The 13,199-nt window shown below is 62.3% G+C and carries 13 protein-coding genes; 4 read left to right on the forward strand and 9 right to left on the reverse strand.

The annotated features are described in order from the left end of the window. Positions 1-46 precede the first annotated feature (46 nt). A complete protein-coding gene (locus NKG99_RS09350) occupies positions 47-427 on the forward strand; it encodes a DUF4267 domain-containing protein (protein ID WP_352866638.1) in 381 nt (126 codons plus the stop codon). 161 nt (positions 428-588) lie between these two features. On the opposite strand, the gene NKG99_RS09355 is transcribed toward NKG99_RS09350, so the two are convergent. Then, positions 589-1,338: an SDR family oxidoreductase gene (locus NKG99_RS09355; protein ID WP_352866640.1), complete on the reverse strand. Its 750-nt coding sequence runs from the start codon at positions 1,336-1,338 to the stop codon at positions 589-591. Between the two features lie 160 nt (positions 1,339-1,498). Between NKG99_RS09355 and NKG99_RS09360 the strand changes: the two genes are divergently transcribed. Together NKG99_RS09360 and NKG99_RS09365 are read left to right on the forward strand one after the other, a co-directional pair. Next, a complete protein-coding gene (locus NKG99_RS09360) occupies positions 1,499-2,419 on the forward strand; it encodes a LysR family transcriptional regulator (RefSeq protein ID WP_352866642.1) in 921 nt (306 codons plus the stop codon). A gap of 513 nt (positions 2,420-2,932) precedes the next feature. Further along, the gene (locus NKG99_RS09365; RefSeq protein ID WP_352866644.1) at positions 2,933-3,283 is read left to right on the forward strand and encodes a hypothetical protein; all 351 of its coding nucleotides are present in this window, start codon (positions 2,933-2,935) and stop codon (positions 3,281-3,283) included. A gap of 57 nt (positions 3,284-3,340) precedes the next feature. Here the strand turns inward: NKG99_RS09365 and NKG99_RS09370 are convergent, their stop codons facing one another. The 3 genes from NKG99_RS09370 to NKG99_RS09380 all read right to left on the reverse strand — a co-directional run bounded on the left by NKG99_RS09370 (position 3,341) and on the right by NKG99_RS09380 (position 7,126). Continuing rightward, complete coding sequence (locus NKG99_RS09370) at positions 3,341-4,441, reverse strand: NAD(P)H-dependent oxidoreductase (protein ID WP_352866646.1); 1,101 nt, start codon at positions 4,439-4,441, stop codon at positions 3,341-3,343. A 158-nt stretch (positions 4,442-4,599) separates the two neighbouring features. Beyond that, complete coding sequence (locus tag NKG99_RS09375) at positions 4,600-6,345, reverse strand: thiamine pyrophosphate-dependent enzyme (RefSeq protein WP_352866648.1); 1,746 nt, start codon at positions 6,343-6,345, stop codon at positions 4,600-4,602. Positions 6,346-6,694: 349 nt separating this feature from the next. Continuing rightward, complete coding sequence (locus NKG99_RS09380; protein WP_352866650.1) at positions 6,695-7,126, reverse strand: hypothetical protein; 432 nt, start codon at positions 7,124-7,126, stop codon at positions 6,695-6,697. Between the two features lie 742 nt (positions 7,127-7,868). On the opposite strand from NKG99_RS09380, the gene NKG99_RS09385 reads away from it, so the two are divergent. Continuing rightward, on the forward strand, positions 7,869-8,075 hold the full coding sequence (locus NKG99_RS09385) for a hypothetical protein (protein ID WP_352866652.1): 207 nt from the start codon (positions 7,869-7,871) through the stop codon (positions 8,073-8,075). Between the two features lie 43 nt (positions 8,076-8,118). On the opposite strand, the gene atzF is transcribed toward NKG99_RS09385, so the two are convergent. Genes atzF through biuH form a run of 5 tightly spaced genes read right to left on the reverse strand, consistent with a single transcriptional unit; the run spans position 8,119 to position 13,188 of the window. Then, entirely contained in the window at positions 8,119-9,936 is a 1,818-nt protein-coding gene (gene atzF / locus NKG99_RS09390) for an allophanate hydrolase (RefSeq protein WP_352866655.1), read from the reverse strand. Then, positions 9,933-10,283, reverse strand: coding sequence for a cupin domain-containing protein (locus NKG99_RS09395; RefSeq protein ID WP_352866657.1), 351 nt, complete (start codon positions 10,281-10,283; stop codon positions 9,933-9,935). Before NKG99_RS09395 ends, atzF begins: the two co-directional genes overlap by 4 nt. Then, positions 10,276-10,944, reverse strand: coding sequence for a cysteine hydrolase family protein (locus tag NKG99_RS09400; protein WP_352866659.1), 669 nt, complete (start codon positions 10,942-10,944; stop codon positions 10,276-10,278). Before NKG99_RS09400 ends, NKG99_RS09395 begins: the two co-directional genes overlap by 8 nt. Further along, positions 10,944-12,476 carry an ABC transporter ATP-binding protein gene (locus tag NKG99_RS09405; RefSeq protein WP_352866661.1) on the reverse strand — a complete coding sequence of 511 codons (1,533 nt, stop codon included), beginning with the start codon at positions 12,474-12,476 and terminating at the stop codon, positions 10,944-10,946. Before NKG99_RS09405 ends, NKG99_RS09400 begins: the two co-directional genes overlap by 1 nt. A gap of 10 nt (positions 12,477-12,486) precedes the next feature. Continuing rightward, the gene (gene biuH / locus NKG99_RS09410) at positions 12,487-13,188 is read right to left on the reverse strand and encodes a biuret amidohydrolase (protein WP_352866664.1); all 702 of its coding nucleotides are present in this window, start codon (positions 13,186-13,188) and stop codon (positions 12,487-12,489) included. Positions 13,189-13,199 lie beyond the last annotated feature (11 nt).

A 13,199-nucleotide genomic window follows, 5' to 3' on the forward strand; every position in this document is an offset into this window, starting at 1 on the left:
CGGCTCGCGCCGCGGAGCCCCACCACACCGGAGCTAGGAGGTCCATATGTACTGGTTTTCAATGAGCGCGGCGCTGCTGATCTCGATCGGCATCATTGCAATTGGGGCGATGTATCTCGCCCGTCCCGCGACCGCTATGCGCAGCTTCGGCTTGCCGCTTCCCGGAGACGGCGAGAGTACCATGTGGTGGCTTCGCCTGAAAGGCGTCCGCGACATCGCGGCGGGATTGCTCGTCCTGGCGCTGATGCTCCGCGGCACCCCGCAGATCGTCGGCATTGCGTTGCTGGTCGACGCGCTGATCCCCCTCGGCGACATGTCGCTCATCCTCGGCGCAAAGGGTTCGACGCGAGCGGCGCTCTCGATCCACGGCGTAACCGCGCTGTTGATGATCGCGGCAGGCATTCCCCTGGTCATGGGGCTGGCGTGACGCGTTCACCCATCGGGCGAGGCGCTTGGACGGCGCAGCCGGTTGATGCCGGGAATGATGGCGAACACCATCCGCGCGCGTCGGGGTCCGCCGAGCGCCGACGATGCGGTTGCCCAAACGAGACAAGCCAGTCCGGGACAGAGCCTGTGACTGCGGAGTGATCACGACGGATTGATGAGATTGAACACCTTGTCGAAGCTGCCGGTCTGTTCGGCGGTGCGCTGCGGCAAGACGCGCTGAACCAGCACTTCCTTCGGGGTGACATCCGCACACAATAGCCCGACCGTTTCCGTGACAAAGGCATCAAGCGGCATCGCATGTGGATTGCTCGACTGCCCAGGCGTCAGTTCCGTCGCCACCAGCGGAGGGGCGATCTCGACGACCGAGACGCTTGTGTTCCGCAACTCGTGGCGAAGGCTCTGGGTCCAGGAGTGTAGGCCGGCTTTGCTCGCACTGTATGCGGACGCGGACGCGAGGGGCACGAAGGCCAGCCCGGATGATACTGTGACGATTGCTGCTTCCGCCTTGGAGCGGAGGTGCGGCAGGAGTTCGGCGGTCAACCGGATCGGAGCCAGTAGGTTGGTAACAACGACCTTGTCTACGATTTCCATGTCGTAGCGCTCTGCCAGGACATTCTCGTACGGCAGGATGCCGGCGTTGTGGATGACGGCATTCAAGTCAGGGTGGTTCCCAATGACTTTGGCGGCGAATGCCTTGAGGTCAACGACGTTGGCGACATCGAGCTGATAGGCGGACATTCCGGGATTGGCGTCGGCCACCTCTTCAAGCCGATCCTTGTTGCGCCCAGTGATGATGATCTTTGCGCCGAGAGTAGCGAGGGCTTCTGCAAGGCCGCGGCCGATGCCCGAGTTGCCTCCGGTGATAAGGATGGTTGCGTTGGAGAACTTCACTTCTGCTTCCTTTATTTCTGAGAGATGCTCGGAGGTCAGCCGTCTCTCCTATCTTATGAGAGCCTATGTCTAGGCTCACGCCTCGCATTAATAATCAGAGCTAAATTGACAAGATAATTCCGTTGGCGATAACAATGTTAGAATGGACCTACTGAATAGCATGCGCCTTTTCGTGAGGATCGTTGAGCGCGGCAGCTTCAGCTCCGCCGCAGGCGACATCGGTATTCCCCGGGCCACCGCGACCAACACTATCAAGGCGCTCGAACGCCGGCTTGGCGTGTCGCTTCTGCAGCGAACGACGCGGCACGTCGCTCCCACGATGGACGGGGACGCTTACTACCACAGGTGCCGCGCATTGATCCGCGATCTGGAAGCTATGGAAGACGAGTTCGCCGCCTCGCCTCCAAAGGGGCACTTACGTATCGATGTGCACGGCAATCTTTTTCGCCAATTGCTCCTGCCACGGTTTTCTGAGTTCACGGCCCGATATCCCGAGCTCACGCTGCATATCGGCGATGGCGACCGGCTGGTGGACCTTGTTCGCGAAGGCGTCGATTGCGTGGTGAGAGCGGGAGAGCTCGACGACAGCGGCATGGTTGTACGTCGTCTTGCGCTGCTCGAAGAAGTCACGGTGGCAAGCCCGGACTATCTTGCAAAGCACGGCACGCCCGCCTGCCTGGAAGATCTCCACTCTCAGGGACATCGGATGATCGGGTTCGTATCGTCCCGGGCAGGGATAGTGTTGCCCCTCGAATTCACCGACAACGGATCGGTCCATCACGTGACCCTTTCGTCGCCTCTGACCGTCAATAGTTCCGATACCAGCGCGGCATTGGCGCGCGCCGGATTCGGACTTGTGCAGGCTCCCCGATTTCGTTTCGAGGAGGAACTCGCGTCAGGATCCCTGATTGACATCCTGCCCAACAATCCGCCGACGCCGACACCGCTCTCGGTTCTTTATCCCGGCCAGCGTCACGTTTCACGACGTCTTCGGATATTCATCAACTGGCTCGTAGATGTATTCGGCGATCTGCAGTCTGAGCCACGCTTTCTTTCTCCGAGCTCTGATAAAGGCCGGTGAATGACGGATTGGAGATTTCCCGGCGTTGACAATAGATGACCGGCGACCGCCGGAGACATCTTGAGATTCTGGCTGCAAAGTTATGTGGCTCTCGCAATGGTGGTCACGGCCGAATGCTTCCCCAAACGCGCCATACGAAGCAGCGCGAGTTTGTGGCAGAGCGCGTTGGCATGGTCCGGGCCAAACCGTGCCGCATGCCCTTACTTTGACCCGCAGCTATATCGCCCTTTCCACCTATCTGGAGAGGGGGGCCGAGCCCCAAACGTCCGAACTGACCCGCGTCGAACCGTCGTTGGTTCGGAAAGCGGGGACTTCCCGACCTTGTTGGGCAGGCCCAGCACGCCGCTTATCAAGGTTGACACCATGAGGAGGTCAAACAACCAACATGACAGCCATGGGGCAGGCACCTGAAGTCGCTGCCGTCGCTCGACCTGCATGCCGAGCTGCGCCCAGCCGTCGCGTTTTGAAGCCATCTGCCGGCTGGTGGCTTTCGTTGTGCATGAGGCAACTGCCATGTTTGACGTCAGCTATGCGACCACGGCCCGAACCGTCTCGCCAGTTGAGCAGCACGTGCATAGTTTTCTAGAGATGATTCCGTTGATTGGAATTGTCAGCGTGATATCGCTTCACTGGGTGCAGTTTCAGGCGTTGTTCGGTTTTGGAGAAGAACCTGCTCGGTTCGGGATTGCCTGGAAACCCGAGCCACTGCCCGTTGGTTACGTTGCCACGGTTATGATCCTCGTTCTTTTGTTAGAGTTGCTCCCTTACCTGGAGGAATTTGTTCGCGGTCTTCACGCCAACGGGTGGAGACTGATTCCCAACAAGACGCGCCGCGCCAAATCGGGATCTTCAACAAGGCGCTAATTCAAACAATCCGGTAGCTTTTGAGCCAGCCAGTGCCCAAGCTGCTGGATTGGCCAACTATTTTTCTCTTGGCTCCGCGAAATCGCTGCCGGCTATGAAAAAACTGCCTTGGTGCTGGGCGTTGACGGCCTGAGCCAGCGTTCTTGCAGCATTTCGGACCTCGTTTTGAATGTCTTTGTCCGCGTCCAGCTCAAGGTGGCTCGTAGCGTAGGGCTTCCAGTAGCCAATATAGCGGTCAACCTCTGCCAGTGGACCGGCCGGCGCCAGTTTCATGAAGCGCAACCAATCCGATATCGAATGCCGGACATTCTCCACACCATCGACGTCGCCATGAACAACCACAGAGAAGAGTCGGCCTTGCAGGTGGCGCGGATAGTTCCACCCGGCCATTTCGATCGCCTTCGCTTCATCCGCGTGTTTGCCGTGGGTGGCTGTCGGGTCCGGATTTCCCCCGTCCGCGCAGACCAGGCGATCCATCATCAGCTTCAGGGGGGAGGTCACCTGATACCAATTGACCGGAGTGACGATCATGATCCCATGCGCCGCGACCCACATCGGATAGATTTCAGCCATCCAGTCCTGCGTTTGACCGAGGGAGTGGTTTGGATAACAAGAACACGGCCAATGGCACAGCGGAGCCGCGGTCGAGAAACATGCCTTGCAGGGATGGATCTTGCGCCCGTATTCCGAAGCGAGGCGGGATAGGTCCAATATCTCAATTTCGAAATCGCCTTCGTCCAGGATCGCGTCCCGGGACAGTTCGACCAGCCGGTAGCTCTTCGACATTTCCCCAGGACAGGTATGCTCGCTGCGCGAGGACGCATTGACGAGCAATATCCGAGGTGTCTTGGAAGGGGCGTCATGTCTTGCCTGCGCGGCTTGGATGGCATCGCGCGCCGCTAACCAGTCCACCGAAAGCTCGTAATCAGGATCGGTAAATCCCTCTCCGGCTTTCCTGGTGATAGGGCTCTTACGGGATGCGGCATAAGCCTGCCACGCGACTTCAGCAATCTTGGACAATTCGGAGTCGAGGCCGCGAAATGCCGGATCTTCAAACTGGCCCAGATATCGTGTCTTGAATTCTTCTTCTGCTAGCTTGGGACTTGGCATGCCTTTGCGCGGCGAAGGTGCATTGGATTGTTGACCGGGCGTTTTCATCGACAACCACAACCTTTCAGCGCCCCTAGCAGACACAGAGCAAAACGCGCTGGAAGAGTTATGGTTCGCAGCCCCGGTCGCCGAGCGTTCAAAAGACAACGGCGCCCGTCGGGCGAGGCGCCCACGTCGGAAATGAGTGGCGACGTGCTTCCACCCTGTCAACCCATCATCGTCTTCAGAGGCTCCTGGGCGAGGTTTGTTTCTATCTCCTGTCGACCCGGCGTTTCTTTCAGCGCGGTGCGCATGTTCTTGCGATACTCCTCGGGCATGCGCGGCGGCAGCATGGGCTCATAGGCGTCAACGACTGCCTCAATGATCACCGGACCTTCGGCTGCGAAAGCTGCATCCAGAACTCCCTCAACGTCCTCGGGCCGGGTAACGCTGTAGCCGATACCGCCCATTGCCTGTGCGGCCATGGCGAAATCGATCGGCTGCAGTTCGCAGGCAAATTGCGGGTTGCCGAGAAACATCATCTGTTCCCACGCGATCTGGTTGAGCATGTTGTTCTTGATCACCAGAAGCTTGAGCGGGATCTTGTAGCGCACCGCCGTCGAAAATTCGCCAAGCTGCATGGCCAGCCCACCGTCGCCAACCACGGCGAAAACCGGTCGGCCAGGAAAGGCGATGCCGGCCGCGATCGCATAGGGCAATCCGCAGGTCATGGATGCCAGCGAGCCGGAGACGGCGAAGTCCTGACCCGCCTTTATATCGATATGTCGGGCGGCAAGTTCGGTATTCTGGCCGGAGTCGGTGGCGAGGATGGCGTTGGCCGGCATGCGGTCGCCGAATGCCTTCACCACGCGCTGCGGCTTGAGCGGCACGTCGTCCTTGCTTTCCGCTTCGGCCATCATGCCGCGCCAGCGCCGTACACCCTGCTGTGCCTGTTCGAGAAATGACCTGTCTGTTTTCTGCTTCAACCTTTCATTGAGCAATTGCAGCGTGACGGCCGCATCGCCGACGAGGCCAGCCTCGACGGGATGGCGCAGACCTATGCGCTGCGCATTGCGGTCGATCTGGACCCCGCGCGCCTTGCCTGGCTTGGGGTAATATTCAATGTAGGGAAAGGTTGAGCCGACGATCAGCAGCGCCTCGCATTGCTCCATTATTTCCTGGGAGGCCAGCGTTCCCAATATTCCTATGCCGCCGACGACGTTCGGATGATCGTCCGGCAGCACGGCTTTGCCAAGCAGGGCCTTGGCAACGGGCGCAGCGAGCAGCTTCGCGGTTTTCTCGAGTTCCGCCTTGGCATTGAGGGCGCCACGCCCGGCAAGGATCGCCACTTTCGAGGCCGCATTGAGAATGTTTGCCGCGAGATCGAGTTGGGCCTCGCCGGGTTGCTTGCTGCCTTCGAACCATCGGTTAGGCGTGTGCCTTGGAAGGTTGCGCGGTGAGCGCTTCGCCGATGTCTGTTCCTGCACGTCGCTTGCTATCGACAGATGGGAAACGCCGCGCCCGGCAAGCGCGGAGCGGCAGGCCAGGCTGGCGACGTTTTCCATGTGCGCCGCATCGGCGACATGAGCGTTGAAGACGCTGACGTCGTTGAAGACGCGGGTCAGATCGACATCCTGCTGCGTGAAGGTCTCGATCAGGTCATGGAACTGCATTCCGGTTACGGCGAGGACCGGCACCTGATCGAGCTTTGCGTCGTAGAGGCCGGTCAGCAGATGGGTGCCACCCGGTCCGGAGGTGGCGAGACAGACACCGAGCTTGCCGGTCCATTTTGCATAGGCCGTCGCCATGAACGCCGCCGACTCCTCGTGCCGCACCTGAACAAAACGGATTTTGTCCTGTCTGGTGCGCAGCGCCTCCATGATCCCGTTGATGCCGTCTCCAGGAAGACCGAAGATCACGCGCACATCCCATGCGATCAGCGTGTCGACAAGTATCTCGGCGGTGTTGGGCATCGTAACCTCCACTCTGTCGCTTGCCAAACCCGAGCGCGCTGTGCACTGACGGTATCGGCGTGCCGCTGGCCTGTGCCGCCGCCCAACCAACCACAGGATGACAATGCGCCCGTGTGCCATCCCGCGCGTTATCACCAGCAGGGCTGTCCGGCCCGCGGCACCTCCATCCGGATGACGGTCCCGACGAAAGCCGCCTGGAGAGCCAGGTTCATTATCAACCAACGGGTGGTTCTGCCGCGTTCCGTTTCGTCGCTCGGGGCCTGTGCAGGACATCCGGGGTCACAACGTGCGGGGAACTATCCTCCCTTGACAGATCGCCGAACGTCCGTGAAAACGCCGCGCATCCGGTTCAGTGCAGCAGAACAGTTCTCAGCCAAGCCGTGAACCTGCTTCCGCGAATGGTCCTACGCACCCTGACGGCGGCCCAACTCGCTTGCATCGTAGTCCCGACGTGACAGCTGCAGACGATTTCGTGCAGTTGCCAGTCGCCCAGCTGGAAAAAGCGTTTTGCCTCCCCATAGCTGTCATCCTGGAGACCCGATGCACGCAGCAGCGGATCCTCGAATGCAACGGTAATAGCCGATCCAGCCGTGCGTGCTTCCTCACGGACTTTGGGATGAAGATGTTCAGTGCCAACAAGCGCTCCAAGGGATCGCGAGGGGTTCCGCTCGAGAAGCTCCGCCCAACGTTCGATCCTCTGTGTTTTGGTCATGACGACGCTTTGCGCCGTGGGTTTAACATCTGCGATTGTCTGCAGTTCGTGGAGGGTCTGGTGTTTCATGGTTTGGCTCCTGTTGGTCGCGGCATTCCCCCTTTTTCTAGGAACTATCGCGACGGGATGTCCTGACAAGGGCGTCGCCGAAAAGGAGTTCCATTGACCGCGCAACGGTCGGTCCCAAGACAACCTCCAGCACTCGGACGTCGTGCGTTGCGGCGTCCCATTTGCAAACACCCCAAGAAACTCGGCGAAGGACTGCGGCAGCGCGAAACAAGCGGCTCCCGTCGAAGAAATTGGCCTGGAATCCCGGTTCAATGGAACCTGTCGGCTTACCGCGGGTTGCTCAGCAACCCGTCGCAAAACAAGTCCAAAGGAGGACCGCATGGCGCGCAAAGCAGCTCCCCCCAATCCCAATGCCGCGACGATTCACGACCAAACCCTTGTTCGAGGGCAGGGTGGAGAACTGCACCGGGTTGCGGAAGTAACAGCCAGGGTCAAGTTATAGGAGAGGTCCATCCGACAGGCCACCGCCTGCCGGATGAACTGGAGCGTTCCCTTTCGAACTGAAAGGAATGAGCAGTGGCTGACGAAGAAACCAGACGCCCGGTCATAACCCCGCAAGCCGTGCGGGCGCTGGCGCGCGAGTGCGGAGTGACGGAGAGCCAAATCCGTGAGATCGTTTCATTGGTCGGGACGGACAGGGCATCGATCCTGCGCGAGGCCCGGCTTCTTAAACAGGGCGGGGGTTGAGTCCGCGGCTTTGTATTTTTTCGACCAAACGACAGACTGGCAGGAGGATGCGCCAATGTCGAAAGCGAAAGAGACCCTGCGCAAGAAAGTCGAGAACGACGCCCAAGGATGGCGTGACGAGCGTAAAACCGCGCGTATTGCAGAGCCAACCGACGCAAAAATTCCGAGGTCGAGGGCTCTGAGGGCTGGCGGCAACGCGATTGACAGCACTCTTCAGCCTAAAGAGCGGCGCTATCCGTCTCGTCTAACAATTGGGGTGTGAGCGACGGGGCAGTGGGCCTTTCGGTGCTGATCGCTTTGGTCTGCTATGTTCTTGCCGGGGCCGAGTTCTTGCTGGGGCCGGCGAAGCGGCGCCAGCCGCCGAAGGACGAGATGTCGGACGCACCGCTGAGGCCAGCGGTTTCGACCAGGAAGCCCTTGGCCGAACTGCCGTCATCGAGCTCGATGGTTCCGATGCCGAGCGGTGGCGGGATGGCCGCGACGAAGCGGCCGAAGGCATCGGCCGACAGCCGCCAGACTTCGACCTCGACGGCAGCGCCGCCCTCTGCGACACGGAGCAGCCCCGGCTTGGGCACGGACTGGCCAGCCAGCGCATAGAGCCTGTAGGCGGCGGATGTCTTTGCCGAGCGCGAGAACCGTGCGCCGAGCTGGCTCAGTTGGCCGTTGAGCGGCATTCCCGAAAGATGCGCGCCAACAACCACGAGATCGATCATGCCATCATCGGCTGATGAAGCTGAAGGCAGAAAACCCGGCTGCTGCCAGCCGGTTGCGCCGAGCGAAAGGCCGCTCGCCGCATGCAGGTCGCGGGCGAGCGCCGCTGTCAGCGCATCGCGGCCGGCCGGCGCCAGCAAGGTGACGCTCATCGGCAGGCCGTCGTCGCGCTTGCCTGTCGGCACGGCGATGCCACACATGTCGAGCAGGTTGACGAAATTGGTGTAGGTGCCGAGGCGGCTGTTGGTGTCGATCGGATCGGCGAGCACGGCGGCGGTGGTGTAGTGCGTCGGCGCGGTCGGCACGCAGAACAGGTCGACCGAGGCGATGACGGGAGCGAGCTTCGCCCTGTAGGCCTGCAACGCATAGAGGCCGCGGAAAGCGTCCGCCGCCGAAAGGTTGCGCGCGCCGCCGATGATCTTGCGTGTCACCGGATGCAGGGCCGCTTCGTTGGCCTCCATGAAATCGCGGATCGCCGCATAGCGCTCGGCCACCCAGGCGCCCTCATAGAGAAGGTTGGCGGTGGCGTAGAAATCGCCGAAGGGGATTTCCACCAGCCGGCAGCCGAGCCGCGACAGCGTGGCAAGCGAGGCCTCGAAGCCGGCTTGCATCGCCGCATCGCCAAAGAACTTCAGGTCGGCCTTAGCCGGGATGCCGACGCTCAGCACCGGCGGGCGTACGGCGAGCGGCTGGACGGCGATGTCGCGAGAATATGGATCGGCCGCGTCGCGCCCCGCCGCCGCCAAGAACACCCGATAGGCGTCGTCGACGGTCAATGCGAACACCGAGACGCAGTCGAGCGTGCGGCAGGCCGGCACGACGCCGGCGGCCGACAGCGCGCCGACCGTCGGCTTCAGCCCGACGATGTTGTTGAGGCCGGCTGGAATGCGGCCGGACCCGGCGGTGTCGGTGCCCAGCGCGAAGGAGACGATGCCGCGCGCCGTTGCCACCGCGGACCCCGACGAGGATCCGCCCGGCACCAAGCTGGCATCGACCGCGTTCCTCGGGATCGGATACGGCGTGCGCACGCCGACAAGGCCGGTGGCGAACTGGTCGAGATTGGTCTTGCCCACCACCAATGCGCCGGCTGCCTTCAGCCGGGCCACCACGGTAGCGTCCGCCTCTGGCATATAGGCATATTCGGCGCAGGCGGCGGTTGTCGGCATGCCGGCGACATCGATGTTGTCCTTGACCGCGAACGGCACGCCCCACAGCGGCTTGGCCACCGGATCGAACGGTCCGAGCTTTTGCGCCTGCGCCAGCATGTCCGCCTTGCCGGGCAGATGAATGAAGATGCCGGGATCGTCGGCCGCCGCGATGCGGGCGTGAACGGCATCGATCATGGCGGCAACACTGACGCCGGCTGCATAGGCAGCATGTAGACTGCCTATGTCGAAGCGGACCTCGCTCATGTGGACTCTCCCAGAATGATCACCGGAAGGTCCCACTGGATCAGCACGACGCAGCCGTCTTTCGTCCACACCGAATGCTCGGTGCCGACCGGATTCAGCACGACGCTGCCGGTGGGATAGTCGCCATTCTCGTCACTCTGCGTTCCCTCCAGCACGACGATGGTCTCCAGCCCGACATGGCGGTGGCGCGGCACGCCGGCACCGGGCCGGTAGCTGAGGATGGCGACCGACGGCTCCGCCGGCCCGCCCTTCAGCAGCCAGTGCACACTGATGCCGTCACGGAAAGGCTCGAACGCCAGATCGCGCCAGCCGCCGTCGAGCAGGCCGGCAAAGGCAAGATTAGGCATTGGCAATTCCCTTGAGTACCTGGTCGGTGGTCGCTGTCCAGCCGACGATGGCGCCCTGCGCCCTGATCATGGCGATCGCCGCTGCCTTGAACTCGGGGAAATAGCTTTCCGTCGCGTCCTCGGCGAGCAGGCACTCATAGCCACGGTCGTTGGCCTCGCGTATCGTCGTCTGCACGCAGACCTCGGTGGTGACGCCGGCAAAGACCAGCTGCCCGGCGCCGAGCCTCTTGAGGTCCTCGTTGAAGGAGGTGGCGTAGAATGCCCCCTTGCCGGGCTTCTCGATGACGATCTCACCGGGCAGCGGCGCCAGCTCGTCGAGGATCGCCGTACCCGGCTCGCCGACGATCAGCACGCGGCCCATCGGGCCGACATCGCCGATGCGGATCGAGGGATTGCCGCGATTGCGCTTGGCTGGCGGCAAATCCGAAAGGTCCGGACGATGGCATTCCATCGTGTGGATCACCGGCAGGCCGGCGGCGCGGAACCCCTCGATCAGCCGCTTCACCGTCGGCACGATGGTGGTGATGCGGCTGACGTCGTTGCCGAGGCTGGCGCCGAAGCCGCCGGGCTCGGCGAAGTCGCGCTGCATGTCGATGACGACCAGCGCCAGGGACTCCGGCTTGAAGGCAAAGGCAAACGGCTGCGCATCGATTTCGGCCATCAGTGATGCCCCGCCATATGCTCGCCGATGGTCTGCACACTCGCACCGGCGATCGGCGTCTCATAGACCAGAGTGCCGTCCGACATGACGAAGATGCGGTCTGACAGCTCCAGTAGCTCGTCGAGATCTTCCGACATCAAAAGCACCGCGGCGCCGGCATTGCGCGCCTTCATGATGCGGGCGCGGATTTCGGCCACTGCCGAGAAGTCGAGGCCGAAGCACGGGTTGGAGACGATCAGAAGGTCGACCTCGCCGGTGAGTTCGCGGGCGAGCACGGCGCGCTGCACATTGCCGCCTGACAGCGAGGCGATCGGCGAGGACAGCGAGGCGGTCTTGACCTTGAACTGCTCGACCAGGCGGGCGCTGAAGGCCCTGATGGCGCCGGCGCTGATCCAGCTCACCGGCTTGCCGTTGCCGTCGATGTCGAAGGTGCGGAAGGAGATGTTTTCGGCCACGGTCATCTTCGGCGCGCAGGCGTTCTTCAGCGGCTCCTCCGGAATGAGGCGGACATTGAGCGCACGCGCCTCGGCGCGTGTCGCCGCATAGGCGGTGCCGCGCACCATCACTTCGCCGGCATCGCGCGGGCGCTGCCCGGCCAGCACTTCGAGGAATTCCTTCTGGCCGTTGCCGGAAATGCCGGCGATGCCGACGATCTCGCCGGACCGCACGCCGAGATCCTCGATCCGGATCGACTTCAGCCCGGTGCGGTCCGGCGCCTTCAGCGCCTTGATCTTGAGTACGATCTCGGCGTCCGGCTTCGGCTCGGCGCGGCTGTCGAGCGTCGCGATCGGCTGGTCGCCGATCATCATCGCCGCCATCTGCCTGTGGTTGAGGTCGGCTACGCGGCCGGTGCCGGTCAGCCTGCCCTTGCGCAGCACGCTGACGTCGTCGGCGAACGCCGTCACTTCGTGGAACTTGTGCGAGATCATCAGCACGGTGAGGTCGCCCGCCCTGGTCATGGCGCGCACGAGGCCGAGCACCTCCTGCGCCTCACCGGGGGTGAGCACCGAAGTCGGCTCGTCCAACACCAGGAAGGAGCGGCCGAGATAGAGCTGCTTGACGATCTCCAGCTTCTGCTTCTCGCCGGCGGCAAGCTCGGCCACCTTGACGTCGAGCGGAAGCTTGAAGGGCATCCGGTCCATGAACATGGCAAGCTCGCCGCGCTCCTTGCGCCAGTCAATGATGCCAGGCACCTTTTCGCGCGAAATGACCAGGTTTTCCGCCCCGGTCAGCGACGGCACGAGGGTGAAATGCTGGTAGACCATGCCAAGGCCGAGCGCCGAGGCATCCTTGGGGCTGGCGATCGCCGCCTCGCGGCCGTCGACCAGCATGTCGCCGGAGGTCGGATGGTAAAAACCCATCATGCATTTGACCAGCGTCGACTTGCCGGCGCCGTTCTCGCCGAGCAGCGCGTGGAATGATCCCGCCGGCACCTTGACCGAGACATCGTCGAGCGCCGTGAAGGCGCCGAACCGCATGGTCATGCCGATGGTTTCGACGCCGACGGCCTTCTTGCCGGTGATTTTGATCATCCCCGGTTCCTCACGGCAGTTGGGCGACGAATGACGCCGAGTTCGACACCGCGCCGAAGACGCCGCCTTGCATCTTGATCATCTTGATGGCGGCCAGATGGTTCCCATAGTCGGTCGCGCCACAGCAATCCTCCAGCATCACGCATTCGAAGCCGCGGTCGTTGGCCTCGCGCATGGTGGTGTGGACGCAGACATCGGTGGTGATGCCGGTGAGCACGATGTTTTCGATACCGCGCTGGTTGAGGATCAGCTCCAGGTCGGTGGCGCAGAAGGAGCCCTTGCCCGGCTTGTCGATGATCGGCTCGCCCTCGGCCGGATAGAGGTCGGGGATGATGTCCCAGCCGGGCTCGCCGCGCACCAGGATGCGCCCGCAGGGGCCGGGATCGCCGATGCCGGCATTGATGCGACGCGAGCGCCAGCGCTTGTTGGCCGGCAGGTCGGCGAGGTCGGGCCGATGGCCCTCGCGGGTGTGAATGATGGTGTAGCCCTTGGCCCGCATCTCCGACAGCACCGACTTGATCGGCTCGATCGGCGCACGCACCAGCGACAGATCGTAGCCCATATGATCGACATAACCGCCCGGCCCGCAGAAGTCGGTCTGCATGTCGATGATGATCAGCGCCGTGTTGTCGGGACGAAGCTCGCCATTGTAGGGCCATGGATAGGGATCGGCGTCGATATAGCGCTGGGTGACACCGGCTCTGGCGTTCATGGCAAAAACTC

It is taken from the genome of Mesorhizobium sp. M1409 (genome assembly GCF_040317535.1).
Classification (GTDB): domain Bacteria; phylum Pseudomonadota; class Alphaproteobacteria; order Rhizobiales; family Rhizobiaceae; genus Mesorhizobium.